Here is a 26,379-nt window from a genome sequence, read left to right as displayed (position 1 = left end):
GCGGGCCGGTGTCACAGGTTGCGGTCGGTCGAACTTTTTTCGGCGCGGCGACGGGCGGACAGCCGGCCGGACGACAGCGGAGCCCCCGTCGTGCGGACCGGGATGGTCCGACGACGGGGGCTCCGAGAGTCGCAGCCGACGACTGCGGTCAGCCGCCCGCGCTCGGGCTGCCGCTGGGCGACGGTGACGCGCCGCCGCTCGGTGCCGCGCTACCACTGGGCGCCCCCGTCGGGTTGGCGGCCTGCTGCGCCTGCTGGAACGCGGTCAGCGCCTCGTCCAGCGCCTTGAGCGCGCGCCCGTACCGCTCGAAGTCACCAGAGGTCTGCGCGGCCCGGACCTCGGTGATCGCGCTCTGCACCCGGTCGGCGGCCGTGGCCAACGGACCCGTCGGCGGCGGGGTGCCGGTGCCGGCGCTCGGCGTCGGCGTGGGGGTCGTCGGCGTGGGGGTCGTCGGCGTTGTCGGGTTGCCCCCGGTGGTCGGTGGCGGCGACGTGCCCTGCCCGGCCTTCTTGCCCTGCTCCACCAACTGCTTGATGCCGTCGTTGATGTTGTCGGCGAGCGCCACGAAGGAGCCGCCGTCACCGTAGGAGAGCAGCACCTTCTGCAACAGCGGGTACGCGTCCTGCTGGTTGCTCTTCACGTAGACCGGCTCGACGTACAGCATGCCGTCGGCGAAGGGCAACGAGAGCAGGTTGCCGTACTGCACCTGCGCCTGGTTACTGGAGAGCAGGTTGAGCTGCTGACGGATGTTGGCGTTGTTCGTCATCTGTTGGTGCACCTGCACCGGGCCGGAGATCCGGGTCTGATCCGGCAACTCCAGCACCTCCAGCCGGGGATTCCCGTCGACGTACGAGCCGGAGATCAGGGCGGCCAGGTTCTGCCGACCGTTCGGGGTGACCGCGGCGGTGAGCTGGAACCGGGGGCTCTCCTGCCCGGGGAACTGGGTGAACAGGTAGTACGGAGGCTGCTTCTGGCCGCTGTCCGGGGCGTCCGGCACGGTCGGCACCTGCCAGAAGTCCTGGGCGGAGTAGAAGTCGCCCGGGTTGGTCACGTGGAACTTGGTGAGCAGGTTGCGCTGCACCTTGAACATGTCCGCCGGGTAGCGCAGGTGCTCGGTCAACTCGACCGGGATGTCCGCCTTGGGCAGCACCAGGTCACCGCCGAACGCCTTGTTCCACGCCTTGAGCACCGGGTCGGTGTCGTCGTACTCGTAGAGCTTCACGGTGCCGTCGTACGCGTCGACGGTGGCCTTCACCGAGTTGCGCATGTAGTTGACGTTCTCCCGGGCCAACTGGAAGGTGCCCCGGTTGGTCAACTCGTCGGTGGTCTCGGTCTGCAGGTTGACCCGCTCGGCGTACGGGTAGGTGGCCGCCGTGGTGTAGCCGTCGACGATCCACTGCACCCGACCGCCGACCACCGCCGGGTACGGGTCGCCGTCGAGGGTGAGGAACGGCGCGACCTTCTCCACCCGGTCCCGCGGATTACGCACGTAGAGCAGCTTGGAGTCCTTGTTGACCGCCTCGGAGAGCAGGAAGTTCGACTCCTGCTCCTTGATGGCGTACAGCAGCCGGCGGGTGAAGGACCCGATCTCGACGCCGCCCTCACCGGTGTAGGTGTAGGACTCGCCGCCACCCTCACCGACCGGCCTGTCGAACTCGGCCTTCTTGTTCGGGTCGGCCTGACCGACGATCGCGTAGTCGTCGGGCGCCATCCGCTCGCCGTAGTAGATGCGCGGCTGCTTGGCCGGGATCTGCTCGGTCTGCGAGGAGCACGCCTCCTGGGTCTTCTCGCCGAGGAAGCCGGAGACGAAGAACGGCTGCCCGCCGCAGACCACCTGGTTGGCCGGGGCGGCCACCAGCCCGTACCCGTGGGTGTAGACGGTGTGCCGGTTGATCCAGGTGTTCTGCTGGTCAGTCAGCTCGCCGTAGTTGATCTCCCGGACGCCGACCACGTAGTCGGAGACCTTCCCGTTCACCCCGTAGCGGTCGATGTCCAGCTTGGGGCCGAAGTCGTAGAAGCCACGCACCTGCTGGAGCTGGGTGTACGTCTCGCTGACCAACTGCGGGTCGAGCAGCCGCACGTTCGACACCACCGAGGTGTCGGTGGCCAGGTTCGCCGGTGGGGTGAGGTTGCTCGCCGCGTACGGGGTCGTCTGGGTGGCCCCCAGCCCGAACGCCGCCCGCGTCGCGTCGATGCTGCGCTGGATGTACGGCGCTTCCTTGTCCTTGGCGCTCGGCTTGACCTCGAAGGTCTGCACCGCCCAGGGGTAGATGCCGCCGATGGCCACCGCGGACACACCGAGCAGCGCCAGCGAGATCCCCGGCCAGACCAGGTTGCGCATCCAGGCGTTGGAGAACACGACGATCGCGATCGCCACCACGATCGAGATGTAGGCCAGGATCTCCTTCGCCGGCAGCAACGCGTTGACGTCGGCGTAGCCGGCGCCGTACAACTTGGCACCCTCGTTGTACTCCAGCAGCATCGCCCGCCGGTCCAGCACATACGCGATGGCCTTCAGCAGCACGAACACCGCGACCAGGCTGCTCAGGTGCGCGCGGGCGGCGTTGCTCATCCGGTCACCGATGCCCTGCAGACGGACCCCGCCGAAGAGGTAGTGCACCGCCAGCGCGCCGATCACGGCCAGCACCACCGCGGTGAAGGCGACCCCGAGCAGGTAACGCCAGAACGGCAGTTGGAAGACGTAGAAGCCGATGTCCACCCCGAACTCCGGGTCCTTGATCCCGAAGTCACCGCCGTTGCGGAAGAGCAGCCACTGGTTCCACCGGTTCTGCGCGGAGAGGCCGGCGAACAGCCCGACCACCGCGGCGACCAGCGTGATCCAGGTGCCGAGTCGGGGGCTGAGCGCCATCCGATAGCGCTCCAGGGTCGCCTGCTCCACCGAGTGCGGACGCAGTCGCGGGCGCAACCGGTGGGCCAGCCAGAGGTTGCCACCGACGACCACCGCCATGCCGAGCCCGATGGCGAGGAAGAGCACCAGCCGGGTCAGCAGGACACCGGTGAAGACCTCGGTGTAGCGGACCTCGTCGAACCAGAGCCAGTCCGTCCACGCCTGGACACCCCAGCCGAGCAGGGTGAAGAGCACGAACACCCCGACCAGGACAGCGATGGTGACGCGCCCGCGCCGGCTCATCCTGGGAAGGGGGCTGCTGCTACGCATGACCACTGTTGGCTCCGCACGCTCGATGTGATCGGCTCCGACCAGGCACCCAGAGTACGGGGTGTTCCTGAGCGTGTCGGGGCACGGTCACACCGGTCAGCAGCGGGTCGGCTGACCCCCCGCGCGCAACGTGTCCAGAGCGGTCATCGCCTCGTCCAACGAACCCACCCGCAACAACGGCAGACCCGGCTGCGGATTGCGGACGGCCTCGGCGCAGTTGTCCGCCGGCACCAGAAAGACCTTGGCGCCGGCCCGCTTCGCACCGACCAGCTTCTGGGCGATCCCGCCGATCGGGCCGACGGTGCCCTCGTCGTCGATGGTGCCGGTGCCGGCGATGATCTGGCCGCCGGTGAGATCGGCCGGGGTCAGCTTGTCGACGATCCCCAGGGCGAACATCAGACCGGCGCTCGGCCCGCCGATGTCCCCCAGGTCGATGCCGAGGGTGAACGGGTGCGGCTGCTGCTGATCGATCTCCACACCGATCCGCGGTCGGCCGTCCTGCTCGCGACTTGTCACAGTCGCCGTGGCCGGCGCGCCGTCGCGGGTGTAGGCGATCGTCAACGCCGTACCGGCCGGCTTGGCCCGAACCAGCTCGGTGACCTTCGCGGCCACCGGCACCGGCTGACCGTCGACCGCGGTGATCACGTCGCCGGCCTTCAGCGTCCCGGCCGCCGGGCCGTCCCCGGCCACCGTCTTGATCACGACCTGCACCGGAAAGCCCAACTCGCGCAGCGCGGCGGTCTCCGCGCTGGTCTGCGACGCCTTGAAGTCCTCGGCGTTGCGCTGCTCGACCTGCTCGGTCGACTCTCCCGGCGGGTAGACCAGCTCGCGCGGCACCACCGCCTCGTCGTCGGAGAACCAGCCCGCGATCGCCCCGCGCAGCCGCACCGTGGGCTGCACCCCCACCGTGGTCAGCCGCAGCTGGCCCGCGGAGGTCGAGGTCTCCCGTCCGGAGACCTGGATGACCTCCTTGCCGTCGGCCGTGCCGAGGGTGTTGACCGTCGGGCCCGGACCGAGCACCACGTACGGGATCGGCACCCGCAGCACCCCGATGCTCAGCAGGGCGGTGAACAGGGCACCGAGCAGGACCGTCAGGCCACGACGTCTCATGCCGCAGAGCGTACCGACCGGCCGGGCGCCTCCTGCCGAATGCGTCGGGCGACTTCGCCCTCAGCGCAACGCCAGCGGCGGCGACCTGGGGCGCGGTCCGCGTACCGTAGACGTCGTGCCTGATATTCCGTTCGGTTTCGCGCTCCCGGGTGGGCAACCACCAGACCCCAACGATCCCGCGCAGATGCAGCAGTTCATGTCGCAGTTGCAGCACCTGCTCTCCGCGCCGGGCAGCGGTCCGGTCAACTGGGACCTGGCCCGGCAGGTAGCGGCCAGCCAGCTCGCGGCCGCCGGCGACCCGGCGGTGTCACCGTATGAGCGCAACGCCGTCGAGGAGGCGCTGCGCCTGGCCGACCTGTGGTTGGAGCCGGCCTCGGCATGGCCGTCGGGCATCCAGTCACCGGTCGCCTGGAACCGCAATGAGTGGATCTTCAAGACGCTCGACGTGTGGCGCAAGCTCTGCGACCCGGTCGCCAGCCGGATGGTCGGCGCGATGGGCGACCTGGTGCCACCGGAGGCGCGCGCCCAGCTCGGGCCGATGCAGTCGATGGTGGCCACCCTCGGCGGCGCGCTCTTCGGCGGTCAGCTGGGCCAGGCCCTCGGTTCGCTCGCCGCGGAGGTGCTCTCCGCCGGCGACATCGGGCTGCCGCTCGGCCCGGCCGGCACGGCCGCGCTGATCCCGGCCAACATCCGCGCGTACGGCGAGGGCCTGGAGCTTCCCGAGGACGAGGTCCGCCTCTACGTGGCGCTGCGCGAGGCCGCCCACCAGCGGCTGTTCCAGCACGTCCCGTGGCTGCGCGGTCACGTGCTCAGCGCGGTCGAGATGTACGCCTCGGGCATCCGGGTCAACCGGGACGCGATCGAGGAGGCGATGGGCCGGGTTGACCCGACCGACCCGGAGTCGATGCAGGCGATCGCCCTGGAGGGCATCTTCACGCCGGAGGACACTCCGGCGCAGAAGGCCTCCCTGGCCCGACTGGAGACCGCACTCGCCCTGGTCGAGGGCTGGGTCTGCCACGTCGTGGACAGCGCCGCCAGCGACCGGCTGCCCAACGTCGTCCGGTTGGGCGAGGCGTTCCGCCGCCGCCGTGCCGCCGGCGGCCCCGCCGAGCAGACCTTCGCCGCCCTCGTCGGCCTGGAGCTGCGCCCGCGCCGACTGCGCGAGGCCGCGGCGCTCTGGGCCGCGCTCACCGAGCACCGCGGCATCGAGGGCCGCGACGCCGTCTGGGGTCACCCGGACCTGCTCCCCTCGGATGACGACTTCGCCGACCCGGTCGCCTTCGCCATGAACGACATGGACCTGAGCGAGCTGGACAGCTTCGACTTCAGCGCACCCGGCGGCGCGGAGGAGAAGGCCCCGGGCCAGCCCGACAAGACCGACGACGAGGGCGACGCCAAGCCCTGACGCGCCAGCGCCCGGGTGCCCGCCCGATCGACAGCGGGCACCCGCCGGCACGGCTGACCGGCCGGCCCGCCCCGTTCGGCGCCCGGGGGCGCGACTGGCTGGTCAGGTGGGTCGGCGCGAGCCCGAGAGAAGAGCGCGTGTCGCTTCCCAGCCCTCGAAGGCCGGGTCCAGCGTGGCCAGGTCAGCCGGGCCGCGCAGCCGTCGCCACCCGGTGGTGACCGCCACGTCCCCCGGTGCGGCGGCACCGGAGCGCACGTCGGCCGCCGCTGTCGTGTCCAGGTCGAGGGCGGGGAGCCAACCCGGCACCGGCAGCCGCACAGCCACCCCGAGTAGGCCCGGACCGCCGCCCTCGACCGGAGCCACCGCGACCGGTCGGGTGGTGAGCGGGCGCAGCAGCTTGCCGACGGTCAGTGCGGGCAGGTCGGGCACGTCGCCGGCGAGCACTGCTGCCTGGTCGTAACCCTCCAGCGCGGCGAACACGGCGTTCGGCGTCGGCTCGGCCACCTCGTGCACGGCCGTGCCGGGCCACACCAGCGCGTCGGCCAGAGCACGATCGGCCGGCGTCACCGCGACCGCGGTCTCCACCTCGTGGAGAGTCGCGAGCAGGTCGATGACGTCCTCCGCGAGAGCCGCTCGCCAATCCGCCAGGTCCACGCCCGGCGGCGACCAGTGCACCGGCCCGAGCAACGCCACCACCACCCGTCGCGCCATCCCCCGACCCTAGCGCCCTGTCCCGTACGGCCACCCGACCCCACCCTGGCGCGGCTCGACCACATGATCGACTCGGCTTCATTGAAGTCGCGGTGTCCCGGCGACCCGGATAGCGCGGTATTCAGGAAGGCGAGTGGATCTAGGCGGCTCGGCGGGCTGTGGGATCAGGTCGGGACCGGGGCGCAGGAGGCGGCGGCGACACCTTCGAGGTAGCCGCGGGCGCGTTCCGCTTTGGGGTAGCGACCGACCAGGGCCCAGAACCGGGCGTTGTGGCTGGGCACGATCAGGTGCGTCAGCTCGTGCAGCAGCACGTAGTCGATCACCCAGTCGGGCATTTCCTGGACCCGGTGCGAGATCCGGATGCTGCGGTCGGCAGGCGTGCACGAGCCCCACCGGCCGTTCTGGTTGGTGACCCATCGGACGCTGGCCGGCACCGCCTTCGTGGCGTACCCGGGGAGGTAGAGGTCGATGAGCCGGGTGGCGCGGGCCAGCAGCTCGGCGTCGGAGCGCGCCAGGCGCCCCTCCCGGGCGGCGAGCCGGGCGAGCATCCGGTCGACCCACTCGCTCTCCTCGGCGCGGGAGAACTGGTCCGGAATGAGGACGACGACGCGCTCGCCGTCACGGTACGCAGACACCGTGCGTCGCCGACGCTGGCTGCGCCGCACCTCGACGACCGGCTTGCGCGTCCCCGCCATCACTGGCCCGCGCAGCCTCGGCTACGTGTCACGAAGGACAGCTAATGCCCTCTGACCAGGGGTCCGCAAGAGTCAACCACACGACACGCGCCCGGAAAATGGTGATTGGTCGTCAGGTGTCCCGAAAATTTCTTGACCGCGACGCCATCGCACCGTCTCGTCACCCTTGGTGAACACCGACGGCACCAGTGCGCGGCACCTCTCTCCACCGTAGGTGATCACGACGCCGGATGCCGCCCCGGGGGCACTCGCACGGGTGGCTGTGGGGGTTTGGTCGGCGTGTCCCCGCCAAACTGACTTATCCGACCTATTTCGCCATGCACACTCTCGACGTCGACTTGCTCACAGTGTCGATGCACAGCTGACATGGAACCGCCCAGACCTGGGTAGGGTCCGCGGACCAGCGGTCACGAAGGTGGCCGTGGAGTGAGACCCAGCGCCGGCGCCCCGTGTGGCCCGCCGCCGGGCAACCCGCCGGGACGGCATCGACCGGCGGACGAGACGAGGAGGGCACCGTGGCCGACCAGGCCCAGACGACCTACAACGGTTACTGCGTGAAGTGCAAGGAGAAGCGGGACTTCGAGGGGCACGTTGAGGTCTCGAAGACCGGTATGAACATGGCCAAGGGCAAGTGTCCGGTATGCGGAACAACAGTGAACCGCATCCTGGGTAAGGCCAAGGTCTGACCCGTACGAGTGACGGGGGCGGGTTGGCCGGTGGCCACCCCGCCCCCGTGGCATGTCGGGTCACTGACAGCCTCGTTGGCAGGCTGTGGATAACTCGGCGAAGCCTGTGGACAACGCTGGACAGAGGCTCGCGCGCCTGTGGACAACCGTCGACCCAACGCGAATGTGTGATCACAATTCGTGACCATGAGTCGCACCGTACTGCCCCGCCCCACGCTGCTGCCCGGCCTCCACCGCCTCTGGCGGGACCGGCACACCCTTCAACTCGGCGTCGGCCCCGGGCCGGCGGTGCTGCTGGAGCTGGCCAATCCCCGCGCCGCCCACCTGCTCGACCTGCTCGACGGCACCCACAGCGAGCGGGCCGTGCTGGCTCAGGCGGCCACCGCCCAGGTCAGCACCGACGATGCGCGCACCCTGCTCGACGCCCTGCGTACGGCCGGCCTGCTGGTGCCCGCGCACAGCCTGCTCCCCCGTGACCTGACCGGCCCGGTCCGCGCCCGGCTCACCGCGGAGGCCGGCGCGCTGGCCCTGGCCGCCGCTCGACTGCCCGGCACCCCCGCCCAGGTGCTGCGTCGGCGACGGATCGCCCGAGTCGTGCTCAGCGGCGCCGGGGCGCTCGGCGGGCCGCTGACGGTGGCGTTGGCCCAATCCGGCGTCGGGCAGGTGGTGCCGCTTCTCCCCGGCCCGGTGCGCGCCATCGACCTGGTCGGGACCGGCATTCCCGCCACCGAGCTGGGCCAGCCGCTGGCACCGGCGGTGCGGGCCGCGGTCGACCGCGTCGCGCCGGGTACGGGCACCCAGCCGATCCGGGCCAGACGGGTGGACCTGGTGATCCAACTCGGCACGGACCGGCCACCCGCGTTGCTCGCCGCCGGTCTCGCCCAACGTCGGCAGCCGCACCTGCTGATCACCCTGCGCGAGGGCGTACCGGTCATCGGGCCGCTGGTCTGCCCACCCGCCGGGCCCTGCCTGCACTGCGTCGAACTGCACCGGGCGGACCGCGACCCGGACTGGCCGCGACTCGCCGCCCAGATCGCCGCCGCCGACCCGGTGACCGCCGGCGCGACCGGGACGCTGTTCGCGGCCATCGGGTACGCGCTCGCCGAGGCACTGGCACAGCTCGACGGCGGGCAGCCGGAGACGCTGGGTGGGGCCATGGAGATCACTGGCGCCGGCCGTTTCCGTCGTCGGGGCTGGCCGCCACACCCGGCGTGTGCGTGCTCGCGGGGGCGAGTGTCCGCACCAGCCCGGCCGCAGAGCAGCAGCGGGGCCCTCCGGTCGGTAACAATGACCGAGTGACCGACATCCCGCGCCGCGCCGTGTCCCGCACCGCCAAGCTCGCCGCCCTGCCGCTCGGCTTCGCCGGCCGGACCGTTCTCGGCATGGGAAAGCGCGTCACCGGGCTGGCCTCCGACGTGATCTCCGCGGAGATCCAGCAGCGCACCGCCGAGCAACTGTTCAGCGTGTTGGGCCAGCTCAAGGGCGGGGCGATGAAGTTCGGCCAGGCGCTGTCGGTCTTCGAGGCCGCGTTGCCGGAGGAGATCGCCGCGCCCTACCGCCAGGCGCTCACCAAGCTCCAGGAGGCGGCACCACCGCTGCCGGTCGCCAGCGTGCACAAGGTGCTGGCCGAGCAGCTCGGTCCCGACTGGCGGGAGCTGTTCGTCGAGTTCAACGACACCCCGGCCGCCGCCGCCAGCATCGGCCAGGTGCACCGGGCGCGGTGGCGGGAGCCGGGGGTCGACGAGTCGGGCGCACCGAACGGCCGGGACGTGGCCGTCAAGATCCAGTATCCGGGCGCGGGTGAGGCGTTGCTCTCCGACCTCAAGCAGCTCTCCCGCCTGGGCGGGATGTTCCGGGCCATCCAGCCCGGCCTGGACGTCAAGCCGCTCCTGGTCGAGCTGCGCGAACGCATCACCGAGGAGTTGGACTACGAGCTGGAGGCCGAGTCGCAGCGCGCCTTCGCCGAGGCGTACGCCGACGACCCGGAGATCTACATCCCGAAGGTGATCAACGCGGCGCCCCGGGTGCTGGTCACCGAGTGGATGACGGGCACCCCGCTGGCTGACATCATCCGCGAGGGCACCGAGGAGGAGCGGGACGAGGCGGGTCGGTTGATGGCCACCCTGCACCTCTCCGCGCCGCAGCGGGCGGGGCTGCTGCACGCCGACCCGCACCCGGGAAACTTCCGGCTGCTGCCCGACGGCCGGCTCGGGGTGATCGACTTCGGTGCGGTGGCCCGGATGCCGGAGGGCACGCCGGAGCCGATCGGTCGCATCGCCGCGCTGGCCCTGCGGGGCGACGCCGACGGGGTGGTCGCCGGGCTGCGGTCGGAGGGGTTCATCGGCTCCGCGGAGGAGATCGACGCCGAGGGGGTGCTCGACTTCATCCGTCCGATGCTGGAGCCCATCGCGGCGGACGGGTTCCGGTTCACCCGGGCCTGGCTGCGGGGTGAGGCGGGTCGACTCGCCAGCCCCCGCTCCCCCACGTACCAGCTGAGCAGGCAGCTCAACCTGCCGCCGTCGTACCTGCTGATCCACCGGGTGACGCTCGGGTCGATCGGGGTGCTCTGCCAGTTGGAGGCGAAGGCCCCGTACCGCAGCATCCTGGAACGCTGGCTGCCCGGTTTCGCCCCGGTGGCGTGAGCCCACCGGGCTGAGGACGTGACGAAGGGCGGGTGCCGGTCGGCACCCGCCCTTCTACGCGGAGTGAATCTAGAGAACGCCCAGGTCGCGAGCCGTCTGGTTGCGGCTGCTCATGGCGACGGTACGGGCGGAACGGGTTGCCTCAGTGCTCGTGGTGATACGACCGGCCTGAGGCCGGCGCATTCGAGCCCGGGACAACGCTTCGTGAAGTAGTTGCATCTCGAAGGCTCCACTCGGAAGGTTGAACATCGTCTTCTCGCTCACTGCCGGTGTGACACCGGCGTAGTTGGTACGGGTCGGGAACATGTCAGGCTGCCAGTCGGACCGCGCCACGCACCTCGGACAGCCCACTGGCCGCCAGGCGCGCCTCGGCCTCGACCCGAAGCTCGGCGTCACGGGCGACGTCCTCCTTACGCGGACGGCCACGGGGCCGCTTACGCGGGACAACCGCGCCACGCTCGAAGATCTCGCCGCCCCAGACGCCCCACGGCTCCGCCCGCTCCACCGCCCCGGCCAGGCACTCGACGCGCAGCGGGCAGTCCCCGCAGAGCGACTTGGCCAGCTCGAGCTCGGCAGGCGAGTCGGAGAACCACAGGTCGGGGTCGAACTTCCGGCAGGGCAGGTTCGCCTCCATCTCGACACTCACGTCGAGGGGGGCCAACGCCAGACTCATCTCCCGGTCACCTCTCTCTCACATCGATCTCGTGGATCGCATTCCGACGTACTTCGGCGGGGCAAAAAACTGAGGCCGCGGATCCCGGTAAGCGGGTTCCGCGGCCTCGAGGTGAGCCGGTGTCTGATGGTCAGACCGGTTTACCTCGAGGTGGAACGCCGCGGACATTGGTGCGCTTCTTGACGCCCTGGATGTCCATGCCCGTGAAGCCACTGGTCCCATCGACTCCGGTTGGTGCGACGGCCAGGATCAGCTCGGCCTGAACCTGGTGCACCTGCGGAACCGACGGTCGTGCGGCCGTAAGGGCCACCCGGACAGTCGACAGCGGAGCGCAGACAGACGGCATCGCCGCCAGACGCTCATAGGTGAAGATCTTCACGGGACCCACCTCCCTCACGTTCCTCGGAATCGACTGGACCAACCCCCGTGAGCAGCCGGAATGGCGCCGCTCGCGTGGTGTGTCCTGAGGCTATTCCTCGCGCCGGGGCGAGGGCAAACGAATTTACGACTCGATTTCGAAAGTTTTCTCCGGGCAGACGTCGTCCACCCCCGCGCCATCGACCAACGCCAGCACCGACTCCCCGTAGAGGCCCAGCTTGCGGGGGCCGATACCGGCGATGGCGATCAGCTCCTCGGGCCGGCCGGGCCGCCGCTCGGCCAGCGCGACAAGTGTCGCGTCGGTGAAGACCACGTACGCCGGGACCTTCTGCGCACCGGCCACCCGCTGCCGCCACTCACGCAGCCGTTCGTGCAGCTCATCGTCGATGTCGGACGGGCAGGTCGGGCAGCGGCCGAGCTTGCGGTCCGGGCCGGCGAGCAGGGTGGCGCCGCAGATCCGGCAGGACACGATCTGGGTGCGCCGCCGCTCGGGGCGGCGGGCCGGACCGGTGCCGGTCGCCCGTTCGGTGCCGCCGGAGCGGTCCAGTTGGGGCAGGAACCGCGACGGCCGGCGGGCTCGTCCGCCCGGCGAGCGCGCGGCGGCGTACGACAGCCAGAGCCACTGCCGGGCGCGGGTGATGCCGACGTAGAGCAGCCGGCGCTCCTCCTCGACCTGCTCGACGGTCTTGGCGTACGTGGTCGGCAGGGTGCCCTCGGCGAGACCGACCAGGAAGACCGCGTCCCACTCCAACCCCTTGGCCGAGTGCAGTGAGGCGAGGGTCACCCCGTCCACGGTCGGTACGTGCTGCTGGGCGGCCCGGCGGGCCAACTCCTCGGTGAAGTCGGTGAGGGTGACCGGGCGCTCCACCGAGGCGGCCTCGCCGATCGGCACCACCTCGGGGGTGGCCGCGTACTCCTCGGAGAGCTGGACCAGCGCGGACAGCGCCTCCCAGCGCTCGCGGGCGGCCCCACCGGCCGGGGGTGCGTCCGGGGCCCAGCCGACGGCGGTGAGTGCCTCCACAACGGCGGCCGGCAGCGGCGTCTCCCCCGGGATGGACCGGGTGGCGGCACGCAGCGCGATCATCGCCTGGCGCACCTCGGTTCGTTCGAAGAAGCGCTCCGCGCCCTGCACGACGTACGGGACGCCGACCTCGGTGAGCGCCTTCTCGTACGCCTCGGACTGCGCGTTGACCCGGAACAGCACGGCGATCTCCTTCGCCGGCGTGCCCGCGTCGATGAGCGACCGGCAGCGCGCCGCCACCGCGTTCGCCTCGGCCGGCTCGTCGGTGAAGATCCGCAGGTCCGGCTCGGGGCCGGGTGGGCGCTGCCCGCTCAGCTCCAGCCGCAGCCGCGCCTCGGTGCCCCGGGCCTGGGCGATCACCGCGTTGGCCAGCCCGACCACCTGCGGGGTGGAGCGGTAGTCGCGGACCAGCCGGACCACCGTGGCACCCCGGTGCCGGCGTGGGAAGTCGACCAGGTACGCCGAGGTCGCCCCGGTGAACGAGTAGATCGTCTGGCTGGCGTCACCGACCACGGTGAGGTCGTTGCGGCCGGCCAGCCAGGCTTCGAGCAACCGCTGCTGGAGTGGGTTGACGTCCTGGTACTCGTCGACCACGAAGTGCCGGTACTGGCCGCGGATCTGCTCGCCGACGTCCGGGTGCTCCTCGATGCCCCACACCGCGGCGCGCAGCATGTCCTCGAAGTCGATCACGCCGTTCGAGCGTTTGAGCTGCTCGTACGCGGTGAACACGTCGGCCACCTTCGCCGGCTCGTGCGGTGTGTCGCGCAGGGCGCGGGCGGCGGCCACCACGTAGTCCTTCGGCTCGACAAGCGACGACTTGGCCCACTCGATCTCGCCGGCCAGGTCGCGCGCGGCGGCCCGGTCGGTGCGCAGGCCGACCCGGGCCGCGGCGAGGGTGACCAGCCGTACCTTGCTGTCCAGCAGCTCGGGCATGGCGCGGCCGGCCAGCAACCGGGGCGCGAAGTACCGCACCTGGCGCAGCGCGGCGGCGTGGAAGGTCCGCGCCTGCACGCCGCCCACCCCGAGGACGGTGAGCCGGCTCCGCATCTCGGCGGCGGCACGGGCGGTGAAGGTGACCGCGAGCACGTGCCGGGGCGAGATCTCGCCGGAGAGCGCCCGATGGGCGATCCGGGACGTGATCGCCCTGGTCTTGCCGGTGCCGGCGCCGGCCAGGATGCAGACCGGGCCGGCGGGTGCGGTCACCGCGGAGCGTTGCTCCGGGTCCAGCCCGGCGAGCACCTGTTCCGACGCTGAGTGAACCACCACAACCAGGAATCATCTCAGCTCCTCCGAGCGTTGCAGCGAACAGGCTCGGCTTGATCCGCAAGCCGCGGCCGGAGGAGTTGGAGGATCCGAGGATGCTGACGATGTATTCCACCCCCTGGTGCGGCTACTGCCACCGGCTGAAGTCGCAGCTCGACCGGGAGGGCATCGGGTACGAGGTGGTCGACATCGAGCAGGACCCGAAGGCCGCCGAGTTCGTGATGAGCGTCAACGGCGGCAACCAGACGGTGCCGACGCTGCGCTTCGCCGACGGCAGCGCCCTGACGAACCCCTCGATCACCCAGGTCAAGCAACACCTGGAGACCCTCGACGCCTGACCGGCCGGATCCCTTGTCGGTGAGCGGCCGCCCCAGTCGGGGCGGCCGTTCGTCGTGTCCGGTATCCGTCACCCGGCCGGCGGCCGGTGGGTGCCGGTCGCGACCGACCGCTCGGCGTCCTCGACCGGTCGGCGGGGCGCCGGGACCCGAGGGTGGGTCGGACGGGTCGGCGGCGGTGGCGGGCGGGAGCCGGGCGGCGCGCTCAGGTGCCGGCCCCGCCAGAGGTAGGTGCCGGCCGCCAGGGTGGCCATCCCGACAAGCGCGAACAGCACCCGGTAGTCCAGGAAACCGACGAGCAACGCGCCCGCCCCGATGGAGAGCGCCTGCGGCCCGCTGACCACCGCCTGGGTGGCCGCAGCGACCCGGCCGACGAGCGTCGGCGGGGTCCGACGCTGGATCAGCGTGTGCAGCCCCACCATCGTCAGGGGCAGGGAGATGCCGGCCAGCAGCACCGCCACGAACGCCAGCCGCAGATCGGGGTACGCGAGGGCGAGCGCGGCCGGTGAGAAAAAGGCGACCCCGGCGGCCAGTGTGCCGACCTCTCCGAGCCGGCGGACCAGCGTCGGTGAGCAGAGCCCGCCGAGCAGCCCGCCCACGCCCTGCACGGTGACCAGCACACCCACGAAGGCGGCGTCCCGGTGCAGGCCCTGGTCCACGTAGGCGAAGATGAGCGACTCGCTGAAGCCCATCACCAGCGATCCGAGCCCGTAGCCGAGCAGGGCCCGACGCAGGGCCGCCTCGCCGGCCAGATGTCGCAGACCGGCGCCCATCTCGGCCGGCCAGCGCAGTCGCCTGGCCGAGGGCACCTGTTGCGGGGAGGGTAACGCGGTCACCACGGCCGCCGCGGTCAGAAATCCGACCATGCCGACCCCGGCCAGCGCCCACCCACCGAGCGCCGCGTAGAGCCCCGCGCCGGCCAGCGGACCGACCAGCCGCATGCCCTGACGCACGGTCTGCAACGCGCCGTTCGCCTCCGCCAGCAGCTCGACCGGCACCAACTCCCGGATGAGCCCGCTGAGCGCCGCGCCGAGCGTGATGGACGACAGCCCGTACAGGGCCGCCACCAGGTAGACGATCCAGACGTCACCGGCGTCCGCGACGGTGAACAGCGGGGTGAGCAGCACCGCGGTGACCACGTTGGCGGCGACGAAGAACGGGCGGCGTGGGTGGCGGTCGACAAACCAGCCGATCACCGGTGCCAGTGTCATCGGGGCGACGACGGCGAAGATCGTGCCGCCGGCGAGCCCGTTGGAGCCGGTCAGATCCTTGACCCAGATGGCGAGCGCGAGCAGCAGGATCGACTCGGCGGTCATGCTGGCCAGCAGGCCACCGAAGAGCAGGCGGAAGTCGGGTCGGCGCAGGACGGTGCGCATGGGTCCCTCCGGCGGGGATGGCGTGCCCGGGAATGGGCATGGGTCGACGGGGCTGCGACCACAGGTCCGTCGTCGTCCGGCGTTCCCGTGGTCCATTTTTCGCAAGACACGCCCCCGCCGGAACCTCCGACGCCGGTCGCGCCGTCCATACTGGCCGTGGGGGGCGAATTTCATACAGTTACCGTCGCGTCTGCGGCGGTCGACGGGAAAGAGGACACTGTGCCTCCTGCCGCACCCAGCCCGATCATGCGTCGACGACGGTTGGGCCTAGAACTGCGCCGCCTACGCGAGGCCGCGGGCCTCACCGGTGATCAGGTCATCGAGAGGATCGGTTGGGCATCCGCATCCAAGCTGTCCCGCCTGGAAAACGGCCGTAGCCGGCCGGACCCACAGGACGTGGGCGTTCTGCTGGACCTGTACGGAGCCGACGAGGGGCTGCACGCGGAGCTGCTCGGGATAGCCGGCGAGGCCGGCGACATACGCGGCTGGTTGAAGAACTTCCCGGTGATGACCCAGCAGCAGCGGGTGTGGGCCGAGCTGGAGGCCGGCTGCACCGAGATCTCCGAGTACAACCCGGTGTTGGTGCCGGGCCTGTTGCAGACCCCGGGGTACGCGAAGGTCCGCATCGTCTCGGCCCGCGAGGTGGGCGCGGGCGCCGGTGAACCGGAGCCCGGCGACGAGCCCGACACCGAGGTGCAGGCGCGGATGGCCCGTCAGTTGCTGCTGACCCGGGAGCCGCACGCCCCGCGCTACACCGCGGTCCTGGAGGAGGCGGCCCTCGGCAACCGGGCCGGGCCGCCCGAGGTGCTGCACGAGCAACTGGTCCAGCTCTGCGAGCTGGCCCTGCTGCCCAACGTGACGCTGCACGTGCTGCTCCGGGATACACCGGTCGGCAATTTCTACCTTCCGCCGACCGCCTTCTCCGTCTACCGGTTCGCCGATCCGCTCGATCCGGAGACATTGGCCATCGAAGGGGGGTTCACCGACGTCATGTCGACCGAGGTAATCACACTAAATAGCTATAAAGTGGTGTTCGAGTGGCTATGCACGGCGGCACTAACCGAGTCGGAAACCCTCTCCTGGCTGATCGAGTCGACGGGACGGCTGACCGAGGCGGTGCCCCCATCCACAGTGGCGTTCGGGCCGGCAACGGCGCCGACCCAACGCCGCCGTGACTCGGGGCGGCTGACGGACCGGTGATCCACGGGGGCCCATCCGTCGGGACGTGCGGCACCACTCGTCCCATCGGATCGGTTCACACAGGAGCAGAGCCATGAACGACATCCGCACGACGCTGTCCGCCTCCGCCCGCTCGTTGGCGGACGCCCCGTGGCGTACCAGCACACGCAGCCAGACCTCCAACTGCGTGGAGGTCGCCCCACTGGGCACCGGCCCGTCCGCCGTCGCGCTGCGCGACAGCAAGGACCGCGGCGGCCCGGTGCTGCTGTTCAATCGGGCCGGCTGGCTCGGCTTCATCGCCGGAGCGAAGGGTGGCCAGTTCGATCTGAACTGACCCGGTGACCGGGACGGGGCCGTCGGCATCTCGCCGGCGGCCCCGTCTCGTTGTGCGCGTAGGCCCGCTGAGCAGGCATCGGATGATCGGACGAGGCTCCGGGCCGATAGGCGAGTTTGCGTTACTGGAACGACCACGCGGCGTAACATGGCCGTCGAGTCCGTGGAACTTCCACACTGGCTCATCCGTCGCGGTTCATCCGGAGACCCTCATGCGGTTCCTGATCGTTCGCACCGACATCCGCTCCGTCGCCGACGGGGACATCGCCGCCGCCTGGGTGGATGGTCACCTGCTCCGCGACGAGACGACCGCGCCCGAGCCGCGACGGCAGATCGTGCACGCCGATGACCGGGACGCCGCACTCCTGCTGGCCCGCGCCCTGGCCACGGTCGGCGCGGTCCGCGCCGGCAAGCAACGGGTCAAGGTCCTGCCGCTGAACGAGCCCCGGCCCGCCTTCCGCAGCAGATCGGGCCGCCTCGGCACCTGACACCACCCCGGACGTCCGTCGTGGTCGGACCGGCTCCCCCGCCGCGTTTCTCGCACCCGCCGACCACGACGGCCCGTGTTCCCGGCCTGTGACCGTCGCGGCAACGGCGGCCACGGGCCGGGACCGTGCTCAGCGGCCGGCGTCCACCCAACCGTCCAGCCAGCGGTGGATGAGGAACAACGCGATCGACGACGGTGGCGGCAGGATCAGCCGGGCACCGTCGCCCACATCGACGGTCCGCCCGGCCAGCGCCGCCCCGATCTCCCGGCGGGAGAACCACCGCGCGTACGCGATCTCGGACGGGTCGACCCGCACCGGATCGGTGGGGTTCGCGGTGGCCAGGAAGCCCAGCATCAGCGAGCCCGGGAACGGCCAGGCCTGGCTGCCCACGTACCCGATGTGGTCGATCCCGATGCCCACCTCCTCGCGGACCTCGCGCAGCACGGCGGCCTCCGCCGACTCGCCCGGCTCGACATAGCCGGCCAGACACGAGTACCGCCGGCCATCCGGGGTGCCCGCCCAGCTGGCGTTGTTGCCGAGCAGGCAGCGCCCGTCCGGACCGTCCACGCCGTCGTGCACCAGCACGATCATCGCCGGATCGGTACGCGGCCAGACCCGCCCACCGTTGCGGTCCACCCGGGACCAACCGGCCTCGTCCATGGCGGTCGGCGCCCCGGTGCTCGTCGAGTAACCGTGCCGGGTGTGCCAGTTGACCAGCGCCAACGCGGTGGTGAAGATGCCGGCCTCCCGGTCGGCGAGCAGGTGACCCACCTCGCGCAGGTTGACCGCCCGGGTCCCCGGCACCTGCGGCAGCGGCGCGTCGACCGCGAAGACCGGCACCCCGTCCGGCTCGACGCCGAGGAACATCGCCGTCGACTCGGACCCGGCGGGCACGTCGGCCGAGGAGAGCAGCACGAGCGCCGGCGGTGACGTGTCGGCACGGGCCAACGCCCGACCCTCGTCGGACGAGTCGAGCACCAACACCCGGGCGCGCAGCCACGCCTCGGTCAACCACTGCGCGTCACCCCGCCGGTGGGCCGCCCGATCCAGCGTCGACCGGGCCAACGGTGGCGCGACCTCGCCGCTCATGACACCGGCTCGGTACGGATCGTGGTCAGCGCGGCCAGCCCCGGCGTGACCTGCTCGGCGTCACCGAGCACCACGATCGCCGCCCGAGCCGGCGCCAGGTAACGGGCGGCCACCCGTGCGACGTCGTCGATGCTCGCGTTCGCCAACCTCGCGGCGTACTCGGCGAGGAAGTCCAGACGCAGCCCGTTGCCCGCGTACGCGCTTGTCAACGCCGCCAACCCGGCCTGGGTGGACATGCCGAGCTGGAGGGTGCCCAGGGCGTACTGACGGGCCTGCTCCAACTCCTCGGGCTTCGGCGGCAGCGACGCCAGCCGACCCAGCTCGTACGTCGTCTCCAGCAACGCCGGACCGGTGACCTCGGTGGCCACGTCGGCGGCGGCGACGAGCACCGACCCGGCCACCGAGTGCTCGATGCCCGAGTGCGGGCCGTACGTGTAGCCCTTGTCCTCGCGGATGTTCTCCACCCAGCGGGAGGAGAAGTAGCCACCGAAGATCAGGTTGGCCAGTTGCAGCGGGGCGTGGTCCGGGTCGGTGCGGGACACGGCCGGAAGCGCGATCCGCAACGACGACTGCACCGAGCCGGGCCGGTCGACGAGCAGCAGCGGCCCCGGCTCCAGCGGCGGGGTCGCCGGCAGCTCGGCGACACGCCCGGCGCCGGCCCAGCCGCCCAGCGCCCGCTCGGCCGCGTCCAGGGCCTTCTCCGGCTGCACGTCGCCGACCACCACCAGCTGCGCGCCGGCCGGGTGCACCCGCTCGGCGTGCAGGCTGCGCAGCGCCGCCGGTCGGACGGCGCGGATCTGGCCGGGCTCCGGGGTCTGCGTCGCGTACGGGTGTCGCCCGTAGATCCGCTTCAGCAGCGCCTCCCGGGCCAGGTGCGACGGCTGGCTCTGCGCCACCTGGATCCGGTCGACGAGGCGGTCCCGTTCGGTGGCCACCTCGTCGCTGGGGTAGCTGGCGCCGGTCAGCACCTCGGCCAACAGCTCCAGCATCCGGTCCAGGCCGGTGACCAGGCCGGCGCCGGAGAGCATCAGCCGGTCCGGATCGACGCCCGCGGAGAGCCCACCGCCCACCTTCTGCAACTCGGCGGCGATCTGCACGCTCGTCATCGACTCGGTGCCGGACAGCATGGTCTGCGAAAGCATCGCGCCGCGGGCCAGGTGCACCCGGCCGAACGGCACCCAGAGCCGCAGCTCGACGAGCGGCACGGCGGGCCGGCGTACGGCGATCACGGTGAGGCCGTTACGCAGCGTGCGCTCGGCCTGCCTGGGCACCTTGAGCTTGCGGGTGGGCCCGAGCGGAGGCAGCGTACGCGGCCCGGCGGGAGCGGTGGTGGTGGCAGTAGCAGCAGTCATCGGGCACCTCCGGCAATGACCTCGATCGCGGCGCGCCGCTCCGGGCGCAGGGTGGCCGCGGCGGCCCGGACCTGCTCCTCGGTGACCTCGCCGACCAGCCGGGGCAGTTCGTTGAGCAGGCCCGGCGCGCCGCGTTGCTGCTCCAACACGGCCATCCGCAGCGCCCGGCCGAGCACCGCGTCGGTGTCGCGCAGCAGGTGGGTCGCCATCCGAGCCTGGGTGCGGGCCAGCTCGCCGTCGGTCAGCCCGTCGGCGGCCAGCCGGTCCAACTCCTCGTCGATGGTGCGCAGGACCTTGTCCACGTCACCCCCGGGCGGCAGGTGCGCCTGCAACAGCAGCGCGGTGGGGTCGCGGACGTCGAACGGGTCACCCATGAAACCGAGGTACCCGCCGAGGCTGGTCACCGTGCGGTCGCGCTGCACCAGCCGCTCCACCAGCCGCGACGCGTCACCGTCGGTGAGCACCTCGGCCAGCACCACGTAGGGCAGGTAGCCGGCGAAGTCGGTGACGGGGTCGGGCACCCGCCAGGCCCCGGCGACCGCCGGCAGCGGCGCCAGGGCATCGGTGTACGAGGTGCGCCGCTCGGCGGTCAGGTCGGGCTCGGTGAAGTCGGGCCGAAGCGGTGCCGGTCGGGCCGGCACGTCGCCGAAGTGCCGGGTGACGAGTTCGGTCGCCTCCGCCACGTCGATGTCGCCGCTGACGGCCAGCACGGCGTTGCCGCTGGCGTAGTAGCGGCGGAAGAAGTCCGCGGCGTCGGCGACCGTCGCCGACTCCAGATCGTCGAAGGAGCCGTAGCCGTCGTGCGCGTTCGGGAAGGTGTCGAACATGACCGGCGGCAGGGTCAACCAGGGGAAACCGCCGTACGGCCGGTTGAGGACGTTGACCCGGATCTCCTCCTTGACCACGTCGACCTGGTTGCGCAGATTCTCCTCGGTCAGCCGGGGGCCGCGCATCCGGTCCGCCTCCAGGAACAACGCGCGTTCCAGCGCGTTGCTCGGCAGCGTCTCGAAGTAGTCGGTGTAGTCCAGGTGGGTGGAGCCGTTGAACGTGCCACCCGCCCCCTGCACGTGCCGGAAGTGGGCCAGCTTCTCCAGATTTTCCGAGCCCTGGAACATCAGGTGCTCGAAGAGGTGGGCGAAGCCGGTGCGCCCCTCCGGCTCCGAGCGGATGCCGACGTCGTAGACCACCGCCACCCCGATCACCGGGGCGCTGCGATCAGGGGTCAGCACCACCCGCAGGCCGTTGTCGAGGGTGAACCGCTCGACCGGATACTTCGTCGCTGGAATTCTGGATCTCCGGGCAGCCACGGAGTCGACCCTAGCGTGTCGGCACCCCCGCCACCCGCGACCTCCGCGGAGCCGCCGCGACCGGGGCGGTGACGAGGGGCAGCACCTCGGCGCCGACCCGCTCGGCCTCCTCCCGGTGCGGCCAGCCGGAGAGGACGAACTCGTCGACGCCGAGCGCCGCGTACTCGTCGATCCGGGCCGCGACCTCGGCGTAGCTGCCCACCAGCGCGGTGCCGGCGCCCTCGCGGACCAGGCCGACGCCGGCCCAGAGGTTCGGTGCGACGGTGAGCCCGTCGGTGCGGCCGGCGTTGAGCGCGGCCATCCGGGCCTGTCCGACGGAGTCCATCCGGCGGAATCTGGCCTGGGCGGCGGCGATCCGCTCCGGGCTCATCCCGGCCAGCAGCCGGTCGGCCTCCGCCCACGCCTCGGTGCTCGTGCCTCGGGCGATGACGTGCAGCCGCAGGCCGGTGCGCAGGGTGCGGCCCTGTTCGGCGGCGAGTGCCCGCACCCGGGCGACCCGGGCCGCGATCGACGTCGGTGGTTCGCCCCACATCAGGTACACGTCGGCCTGTCGGCCGGCCACCGTCTCGGCGGCCGGGGACGCGCCGCCGAAGTAGACGGGCGGCGCCGGGGCGAGCGGGGTGGCCAGGCCGCCGCCGTCGACCCGGTAGTGCCGCCCGGCGTAGTCGAAGGGCCGTCCGGCCCAGGCGCGGCGGAGCACCTCGATGAACTCGCCGGTACGCGCGTAGCGGTCGTCGTGCCCGAGGAAATCGCCGTACGCCCGCTGCTCGGTCGGGTCGCCGCCGGTCACGATGTTGAGCGACAGTCGGCCACCGGAGACGGCCTGGAACGCCTCGGCCTGCTGGGCGATCAGGGTGGGCAGCGCGAAGCCGGCCCGTACCGCGACGAGCATGCCCAGCCGCTCGGTGTGCTGGGCGACCGCGGCGCAGACGATCCACGGGTCGGGGCAGCCGGCGCCCACCGGCGTGAGGACGGCGGTGAAGCCGTGCGTCTCGGCGGCCCGGCCGACCTCGGCCAGGTACGCCACGGTGGCGGCCCGGTCGTGCCGGGCGGCACCCGCGGTGACGGTGGCGGCGCCAACCTGGTCGCCGTCGCCGGAGGTGGGCAGGAACCAGTGGAAGGTCATCGATCGGGTCACCCGCCTACCCTAGCTAATCAGTAGGAAATACCGACATGACTGAGACGCCCCTTCCCGGCATGTGGATGAGCCTTGACGCTGGCTCCGCCCTGGCCCAGTCTTCCTACCAACTAAGTAGGAATACTGCGGATTGGATGGACGATGAGACGGCTCCCCTTGCGCCGGTTGGTCACCCTGGCCACCCTTGCCGCCCTCGGGGCGGCGACCGTGGGCAGCGCCGCCGCGTGCGGAGACGACAGCGATGGCACCGGTGGCGCCTCCGGCGGCCCGGTGACGCTGCGTCTCGGCTACTTCCCCAACATCACCCACGCGCCGGCGGTCGTCGGCGTACAGAAGAACATCTTCGCCGAGAAGCTCGGCGCCGACGTCAAGCTTGAACCGAAGACCTTCAACGCCGGCCCGGCGGCCATCGAGGCTGTCTTCTCCGGTGCGCTGGACGCCACCTACATCGGTCCGAACCCGACGGTCAACGCCTTCTCCAAGTCCAAGGGCGAAGCCGTCCGCGTCATCTCCGGCGCCGCCTCCGGCGGCGTGGCCCTGGTCGTCAAGCCCGGCATCACCGGCGCGCCGGACCTGAAGGGCAAGAAGATCGCCACCCCGCAGCTGGGCAACACCCAGGACGTGGCGATCCGCTACTGGCTCAAGCAGCAGGGTCTGACCACCACCAAGGAGGGTGGCGGCGACGTCAAGATCGTGCCACAGGAGAACGCCCAGACTGTCGAGACGTTCAACAGCGGTGCGATCGACGGCGCCTGGGTGCCCGAGCCGTTCGTCTCCCGCCTGGTCAACGCCGGCGGCAAGGTGCTCGTCGACGAGCGCGACCTGTGGCCGGACAAGAAGTTCGTCATCACCAACCTGCTGGTCAGCACGAAGTTCCTCAAGGCACACCCGGACGTGGTGCAGAAGCTGGTCGACGGCCAGGTGGCCGCGAACGAGTTCGTCAACAGCAAGCCCGAGGAGGCCCAGCAGGCCATCTCCGACGCGATCGGCCAGATCACCGGTAAGCCGCTGGACCTGAAGCTGATCAAGCAGGCGTGGCCGACGTTGGAGTTCACCAACGACCCCATCCCGTCCTCCCTGAAGGCGGGCCTCGACCACGCCGTCGAGGTCAAGCTGACCGACCCGGTCGACCTCAAGGGCCTGTACGACCTCAAGTACCTCAACAACGCCCTCAAGGCGGCCGGCAAGCCCGAGGTCGTCCAGCCATGACGTCGACCACGACGACGCCGCAGAGCGCGACCACCGCGGTCGCGCTCTCCGGCGTGACGAAGGTGTACGGGCGCGGGGCGAACGCCGTCCTGGCCCTGGACGGCGTGTCGCTGGACGTCGCACCCGGCGAGTTCGTCTGTCTGGTCGGTGCGTCCGGCTGCGGCAAGAGCACCCTGCTCAACCTGGTCGCCGGGCTGGACCGGCCCAGCGGCGGGCAGATCGGGCTGGCCGGCGACGCCAACCCGGGGCTGATGTTCCAGGAGCCGGCGCTGTTTCCGTGGCTGACCGTCGAGGGCAACGTGGAGGTGCCGCTCAAACTACGCGGGATGCCCCGGGCCGAACGCCGCGAGCGGGTCGCCGAGTTGCTGCGCACGGTGCACCTGGGCGACTTCGGCCGCAAGCGTCCGCACGAGCTGTCCGGCGGCATGCGCCAGCGGGTCGCGCTGGCCCGCACGCTGGCCCTGGACACCCCGGTGCTGCTGATGGACGAGCCGTTCGGCGCACTGGACGCGATGACCCGCGACATCCTGCACGACGAACTGGAACGCATCTGGTCCGAGCGCCAACTCTCGGTGCTCTTCGTGACGCACAACGTCCGCGAGGCCGCCCGGCTGGCCGACCGGATCATCCTGCTCTCCAGCCGCCCCGGCCGGATCATCTACTCCGCCGAGGTGGACATCCCGCGCCCACGGCGGATCGACTCCCCCGAGGTCGCCGCCATCGCCGCCGAGGTCACCGAGCGGCTCCGTACGGAGGTGGGCCGCCATGGCCAGTGACACCCTCACCGACTCGGCGCGTACCGACGCGCAGATCTCCGGCCTGGACGCGCTGGACATCGCCGGCCGGGACAAGGAGGTCTCCCGGGGTGCCCGCTTCTGGGCCGCCACCTGGCCCAAGTTGGCGGCGCTGGCCATCGCCATCCTGGCCTGGCAGCTCGTGGTCTGGTCGGGCTGGAAGCCGCCGTACTCGCTGCCGGGGCCACTGGAGGTCGGCCGTGAGCTGGTCGCCCAGGCCCAGGGCCCACAGCTCTGGGAGGGCCTGGTGACGACGTTGCGCCGGGCTGCCCTCGGGTACGTCTTCTCGGTCGCCGTCGGCCTGCTGCTGGGCCTCGCGGTCGCCCGGTCCAAGGTGCTCCGGGCGGCCATCGGCTCGATGATCACGGCGTTGCAGACCATGCCGTCGATCGCCTGGTTCCCGCTGGCCATCCTGCTGTTCGAGCTGAGCGAGAAGGCGATCTTCTTCGTGGTGGTGCTCGGTGCCGCGCCGTCCATCGCCAACGGGGTGATCTCCGGTGTGGACTATGTGCCGCCGCTGCTGCTGCGCGCCGGCCGCAACCTGGGTGCCCGAGGGCTCAACCTCTACCGGTACGTCATCGCACCGGCCGCCCTGCCGGCGATCGTCGCCGGCCTGAAGCAGGGGTGGGCCTTCTCCTGGCGCAGCCTGATGGCCGGTGAACTGCTCGTGGTCGGCATCTCACAGACCTCGCTCGGCGCCCAACTGACCTACTCGCGCGAGTTGTCCGACGCACCCTGGCTGCTCTCCACCATGATCGTCATCCTGGTGCTCGGTCTCGGCGTGGACGCCGCCTTCGGTGCCGCGGACAAGGCGATCCGGCGCCGCTGGGGCGTGCTCGACCAGGCGGGCAACTGACCGGTGTACGTCTCCGCGCGCAGCGACTATGCGCTCCGGGCGATGCTCGCCGTCGCCGCCGGTGGTGGCGGCGAGTTGGTCAAGGCGGCCAGCCTCGCCGAGGTGCAGGACATCCCGCTCAGCTTCCTCCAGGGCATCCTGCTCGACTTACGCCGAGCGGGTCTGCTGCACAGTCATCGTGGCGCTGACGGCGGGTACGAGCTGACCCGCCCAGCCGACGAGATCACCGTCGGGGACGTGTTGCGCGCGGTCGGCGGTTCGCTCACCACGGTGCGCGGCCTGCCGGCCGAGCGCGCCGGCTACCACGGAGTGGCCGCGGGGTTGACCGACGTCTGGCTGGCGGTGCACGGGGCGATCGCCACGGTGGTCGACAGCACCACCCTGGCCAACCTGCTCAGCCGCCACTCGACGGACCACGCCCCCACCACCTGAGCGCCGGAGGCGAGGTGGTCGGGTCGGCGCCCCGCCGACCCGACCACCTCTCGTACCGTTCCTGACCGGGCCGGCCCCTCCGCCGGCACCGGTCGGCCGGCCACCGCTCAGCCCACGTGTGCGACCACCGCGCCGGAGCCCGGATTGTCGGGGCTGTGCAGTTCCACCAGGCCAGCGGGAGCGTCGCCCGCCAGGGTGGCATGCCACGGTGCGAAGGCCGCAACCATGGCGAGCAACAGACCTGCGAGCGCGACCGCGACCACCAGGATCAGCTCGTGCAGTGCACCCGAGCCGGCTTCGCCCGCCATGGCCATCCCTCCCGCGTCGGGCCCCCCGCCCGACGTACCCCGCTGGCCAGCTTCGACCACGGCCAGCCGGGGCACAATCGGCCAGCCGACCCAGCCGAGGCTGATTACCGACTGAACGGTTCGGTCGGCCCGCCGACCAAGAGGTTTGGCCGGCCCACCGATTGAGCGGCGTGGCCGGCCTACCGAGTGAGCCGCGTGGCCGGCCTACCGAGTGAGCGACGTGGCCGGCCCACCGAGTGAGCGACGTGGCCGGCCCACCGAGTGAGCGACGTGGCCGGCCCACCGAGTGAGCGACGTGGCCGGCCAGGAGGAGCGGACCCCCCGCTCGCCGCCTAATGAGTTCTGGGAGTTGGCTGGTGGGTGCGGCAGACTCCTGGTGGGTAGCCGCTGGCGGATGAGCACTCGCGCAGCCTGGACGTGG

At 71.5% G+C, this 26,379-nt stretch carries 25 protein-coding genes; 12 read left to right on the top strand and 13 right to left on the bottom strand.

Translation table 11 applies throughout. The features are described 5' to 3' along the window. Positions 1-148: 148 nt before the first annotated feature. Positions 149-3,178, bottom strand: a complete 3,030-nt coding sequence (locus tag AB0B14_RS26980; RefSeq protein ID WP_357066623.1) for a UPF0182 family protein — start codon at positions 3,176-3,178, stop codon at positions 149-151. A gap of 96 nt (positions 3,179-3,274) precedes the next feature. Further along, entirely contained in the window at positions 3,275-4,288 is a 1,014-nt protein-coding gene (locus tag AB0B14_RS26975; protein ID WP_357066620.1) for a PDZ domain-containing protein, read from the bottom strand. 184 nt (positions 4,289-4,472) lie between these two features. On the opposite strand from AB0B14_RS26975, the gene AB0B14_RS26970 reads away from it, so the two are divergent. Next, positions 4,473-5,693, top strand: a complete 1,221-nt coding sequence (locus AB0B14_RS26970) for a zinc-dependent metalloprotease (RefSeq protein WP_357067187.1) — start codon at positions 4,473-4,475, stop codon at positions 5,691-5,693. A 102-nt stretch (positions 5,694-5,795) separates the two neighbouring features. Here AB0B14_RS26970 and AB0B14_RS26965 read toward each other — a convergent pair whose 3' ends face one another. Next, positions 5,796-6,404 (bottom strand): hypothetical protein, encoded by a 609-nt coding sequence (locus AB0B14_RS26965; protein WP_357524828.1) that lies wholly within the window; start codon positions 6,402-6,404, stop codon positions 5,796-5,798. Between the two features lie 164 nt (positions 6,405-6,568). Then, on the bottom strand, positions 6,569-7,099 hold the full coding sequence (locus tag AB0B14_RS26960; RefSeq protein WP_357524826.1) for a M48 family metallopeptidase: 531 nt from the start codon (positions 7,097-7,099) through the stop codon (positions 6,569-6,571). A gap of 515 nt (positions 7,100-7,614) precedes the next feature. Between AB0B14_RS26960 and AB0B14_RS26955 the strand changes: the two genes are divergently transcribed. The 3 genes from AB0B14_RS26955 (at position 7,615) to AB0B14_RS26945 (ending at position 10,427) form a co-directional block, all read left to right on the top strand. Then, complete coding sequence (locus AB0B14_RS26955; RefSeq protein ID WP_167457767.1) at positions 7,615-7,785, top strand: DUF5679 domain-containing protein; 171 nt, start codon at positions 7,615-7,617, stop codon at positions 7,783-7,785. Positions 7,786-7,971: 186 nt separating this feature from the next. Further along, on the top strand, positions 7,972-9,084 hold the full coding sequence (locus AB0B14_RS26950) for a hypothetical protein (protein WP_357524824.1): 1,113 nt from the start codon (positions 7,972-7,974) through the stop codon (positions 9,082-9,084). Further along, entirely contained in the window at positions 9,081-10,427 is a 1,347-nt protein-coding gene (locus AB0B14_RS26945) for an AarF/ABC1/UbiB kinase family protein (RefSeq protein ID WP_357066611.1), read from the top strand. Before AB0B14_RS26950 ends, AB0B14_RS26945 begins: the two co-directional genes overlap by 4 nt. A 307-nt stretch (positions 10,428-10,734) precedes the next feature. On the opposite strand, the gene AB0B14_RS26940 is transcribed toward AB0B14_RS26945, so the two are convergent. The 3 genes from AB0B14_RS26940 to AB0B14_RS26930 all read right to left on the bottom strand — a co-directional run bounded on the left by AB0B14_RS26940 (position 10,735) and on the right by AB0B14_RS26930 (position 13,765). Beyond that, on the bottom strand, positions 10,735-11,100 hold the full coding sequence (locus AB0B14_RS26940) for a WhiB family transcriptional regulator (RefSeq protein WP_328420094.1): 366 nt from the start codon (positions 11,098-11,100) through the stop codon (positions 10,735-10,737). A 130-nt stretch (positions 11,101-11,230) separates the two neighbouring features. Continuing rightward, positions 11,231-11,479, bottom strand: a complete 249-nt coding sequence (locus tag AB0B14_RS26935) for a hypothetical protein (RefSeq protein WP_357066609.1) — start codon at positions 11,477-11,479, stop codon at positions 11,231-11,233. Between the two features lie 123 nt (positions 11,480-11,602). Then, positions 11,603-13,765, bottom strand: coding sequence for an ATP-dependent DNA helicase UvrD2 (locus AB0B14_RS26930; protein WP_357524822.1), 2,163 nt, complete (start codon positions 13,763-13,765; stop codon positions 11,603-11,605). A 92-nt stretch (positions 13,766-13,857) separates the two neighbouring features. Between AB0B14_RS26930 and AB0B14_RS26925 the strand changes: the two genes are divergently transcribed. Beyond that, positions 13,858-14,100 carry a mycoredoxin gene (locus AB0B14_RS26925; RefSeq protein WP_357066605.1) on the top strand — a complete coding sequence of 81 codons (243 nt, stop codon included), beginning with the start codon at positions 13,858-13,860 and terminating at the stop codon, positions 14,098-14,100. Between the two features lie 68 nt (positions 14,101-14,168). Here the strand turns inward: AB0B14_RS26925 and AB0B14_RS26920 are convergent, their stop codons facing one another. Next, positions 14,169-15,473 carry an MFS transporter gene (locus AB0B14_RS26920; RefSeq protein WP_357524819.1) on the bottom strand — a complete coding sequence of 435 codons (1,305 nt, stop codon included), beginning with the start codon at positions 15,471-15,473 and terminating at the stop codon, positions 14,169-14,171. A gap of 219 nt (positions 15,474-15,692) precedes the next feature. On the opposite strand from AB0B14_RS26920, the gene AB0B14_RS26915 reads away from it, so the two are divergent. The 3 genes from AB0B14_RS26915 (at position 15,693) to AB0B14_RS26905 (ending at position 17,473) form a co-directional block, all read left to right on the top strand. Continuing rightward, positions 15,693-16,673, top strand: coding sequence for a helix-turn-helix transcriptional regulator (locus AB0B14_RS26915; protein ID WP_357524817.1), 981 nt, complete (start codon positions 15,693-15,695; stop codon positions 16,671-16,673). Between the two features lie 73 nt (positions 16,674-16,746). Next, the gene (locus tag AB0B14_RS26910; protein WP_357524815.1) at positions 16,747-16,986 is read left to right on the top strand and encodes a DUF397 domain-containing protein; all 240 of its coding nucleotides are present in this window, start codon (positions 16,747-16,749) and stop codon (positions 16,984-16,986) included. A 211-nt stretch (positions 16,987-17,197) separates the two neighbouring features. Beyond that, complete coding sequence (locus tag AB0B14_RS26905) at positions 17,198-17,473, top strand: hypothetical protein (protein WP_357066597.1); 276 nt, start codon at positions 17,198-17,200, stop codon at positions 17,471-17,473. Positions 17,474-17,602: 129 nt separating this feature from the next. Here the strand turns inward: AB0B14_RS26905 and nudC are convergent, their stop codons facing one another. The 4 genes from nudC to AB0B14_RS26885 are packed head-to-tail and all read right to left on the bottom strand — an operon-like array spanning position 17,603 to position 22,359. Further along, positions 17,603-18,562, bottom strand: coding sequence for an NAD(+) diphosphatase (gene nudC / locus AB0B14_RS26900; protein WP_357066595.1), 960 nt, complete (start codon positions 18,560-18,562; stop codon positions 17,603-17,605). Continuing rightward, positions 18,559-19,914, bottom strand: coding sequence for a pitrilysin family protein (locus AB0B14_RS26895; protein ID WP_357524813.1), 1,356 nt, complete (start codon positions 19,912-19,914; stop codon positions 18,559-18,561). The genes nudC and AB0B14_RS26895 overlap by 4 nt, the downstream gene beginning before the upstream one ends. Next, positions 19,911-21,221, bottom strand: a complete 1,311-nt coding sequence (locus AB0B14_RS26890; RefSeq protein WP_357524811.1) for a pitrilysin family protein — start codon at positions 21,219-21,221, stop codon at positions 19,911-19,913. The genes AB0B14_RS26895 and AB0B14_RS26890 overlap by 4 nt, the downstream gene beginning before the upstream one ends. Positions 21,222-21,231: 10 nt before the next feature. Further along, the gene (locus AB0B14_RS26885) at positions 21,232-22,359 is read right to left on the bottom strand and encodes an LLM class flavin-dependent oxidoreductase (RefSeq protein ID WP_357524809.1); all 1,128 of its coding nucleotides are present in this window, start codon (positions 22,357-22,359) and stop codon (positions 21,232-21,234) included. 141 nt (positions 22,360-22,500) lie between these two features. Here AB0B14_RS26885 and AB0B14_RS26880 point away from each other — a divergent pair, with 141 nt between their 5' ends. Genes AB0B14_RS26880 through AB0B14_RS26865 form a run of 4 tightly spaced genes read left to right on the top strand, consistent with a single transcriptional unit; the run spans position 22,501 to position 25,650 of the window. Then, the gene (locus tag AB0B14_RS26880) at positions 22,501-23,568 is read left to right on the top strand and encodes an ABC transporter substrate-binding protein (RefSeq protein WP_357524807.1); all 1,068 of its coding nucleotides are present in this window, start codon (positions 22,501-22,503) and stop codon (positions 23,566-23,568) included. Then, positions 23,565-24,344, top strand: a complete 780-nt coding sequence (locus tag AB0B14_RS26875) for an ABC transporter ATP-binding protein (protein ID WP_357066585.1) — start codon at positions 23,565-23,567, stop codon at positions 24,342-24,344. The genes AB0B14_RS26880 and AB0B14_RS26875 overlap by 4 nt, the downstream gene beginning before the upstream one ends. Beyond that, positions 24,334-25,218: an ABC transporter permease gene (locus AB0B14_RS26870; protein ID WP_357066583.1), complete on the top strand. Its 885-nt coding sequence runs from the start codon at positions 24,334-24,336 to the stop codon at positions 25,216-25,218. The genes AB0B14_RS26875 and AB0B14_RS26870 overlap by 11 nt, the downstream gene beginning before the upstream one ends. Positions 25,219-25,221: 3 nt before the next feature. After that, a complete protein-coding gene (locus AB0B14_RS26865) occupies positions 25,222-25,650 on the top strand; it encodes an Rrf2 family transcriptional regulator (RefSeq protein ID WP_357524805.1) in 429 nt (142 codons plus the stop codon). A 107-nt stretch (positions 25,651-25,757) separates the two neighbouring features. Here the strand turns inward: AB0B14_RS26865 and AB0B14_RS26860 are convergent, their stop codons facing one another. After that, the gene (locus tag AB0B14_RS26860) at positions 25,758-25,958 is read right to left on the bottom strand and encodes a hypothetical protein (RefSeq protein WP_357066579.1); all 201 of its coding nucleotides are present in this window, start codon (positions 25,956-25,958) and stop codon (positions 25,758-25,760) included. Between the last annotated feature and the right edge of the window lie 421 nt (positions 25,959-26,379).

The sequence above is a fragment of the Micromonospora sp. NPDC049171 genome (assembly GCF_040648275.1).
GTDB lineage: Bacteria > Actinomycetota > Actinomycetes > Mycobacteriales > Micromonosporaceae > Micromonospora.
This window is presented reverse-complemented; position numbering and strand designations above follow the sequence as displayed.

Bases quoted from the DNA above. Each gene is read 5' to 3' on its own strand.
- AB0B14_RS26980 (WP_357066623.1), bottom strand. From the start codon at position 3,178: ATGCGTAGCAGCAGCCCCCTTCCCAGGATGAGCCGGCGCGGGCGCGTC.
- AB0B14_RS26975 (WP_357066620.1), bottom strand. From the start codon at position 4,288: ATGAGACGTCGTGGCCTGACGGTCCTGCTCGGTGCCCTGTTCACCGCC.
- AB0B14_RS26970 (WP_357067187.1), top strand. From the start codon at position 4,473: ATGCAGCAGTTCATGTCGCAGTTGCAGCACCTGCTCTCCGCGCCGGGC.
- AB0B14_RS26965 (WP_357524828.1), bottom strand. From the start codon at position 6,404: ATGGCGCGACGGGTGGTGGTGGCGTTGCTCGGGCCGGTGCACTGGTCG.
- AB0B14_RS26960 (WP_357524826.1), bottom strand. From the start codon at position 7,099: ATGGCGGGGACGCGCAAGCCGGTCGTCGAGGTGCGGCGCAGCCAGCGT.
- AB0B14_RS26950 (WP_357524824.1), top strand. From the start codon at position 7,972: ATGAGTCGCACCGTACTGCCCCGCCCCACGCTGCTGCCCGGCCTCCAC.
- AB0B14_RS26940 (WP_328420094.1), bottom strand. From the start codon at position 11,100: ATGAGTCTGGCGTTGGCCCCCCTCGACGTGAGTGTCGAGATGGAGGCG.
- AB0B14_RS26925 (WP_357066605.1), top strand. From the start codon at position 13,858: ATGCTGACGATGTATTCCACCCCCTGGTGCGGCTACTGCCACCGGCTG.
- AB0B14_RS26920 (WP_357524819.1), bottom strand. From the start codon at position 15,473: ATGCGCACCGTCCTGCGCCGACCCGACTTCCGCCTGCTCTTCGGTGGC.
- AB0B14_RS26910 (WP_357524815.1), top strand. From the start codon at position 16,747: ATGAACGACATCCGCACGACGCTGTCCGCCTCCGCCCGCTCGTTGGCG.
- AB0B14_RS26905 (WP_357066597.1), top strand. From the start codon at position 17,198: ATGCGGTTCCTGATCGTTCGCACCGACATCCGCTCCGTCGCCGACGGG.
- nudC (WP_357066595.1), bottom strand. From the start codon at position 18,562: ATGAGCGGCGAGGTCGCGCCACCGTTGGCCCGGTCGACGCTGGATCGG.
- AB0B14_RS26895 (WP_357524813.1), bottom strand. From the start codon at position 19,914: ATGACTGCTGCTACTGCCACCACCACCGCTCCCGCCGGGCCGCGTACG.
- AB0B14_RS26880 (WP_357524807.1), top strand. From the start codon at position 22,501: ATGAGACGGCTCCCCTTGCGCCGGTTGGTCACCCTGGCCACCCTTGCC.
- AB0B14_RS26875 (WP_357066585.1), top strand. From the start codon at position 23,565: ATGACGTCGACCACGACGACGCCGCAGAGCGCGACCACCGCGGTCGCG.
- AB0B14_RS26870 (WP_357066583.1), top strand. From the start codon at position 24,334: ATGGCCAGTGACACCCTCACCGACTCGGCGCGTACCGACGCGCAGATC.
- AB0B14_RS26860 (WP_357066579.1), bottom strand. From the start codon at position 25,958: ATGGCGGGCGAAGCCGGCTCGGGTGCACTGCACGAGCTGATCCTGGTG.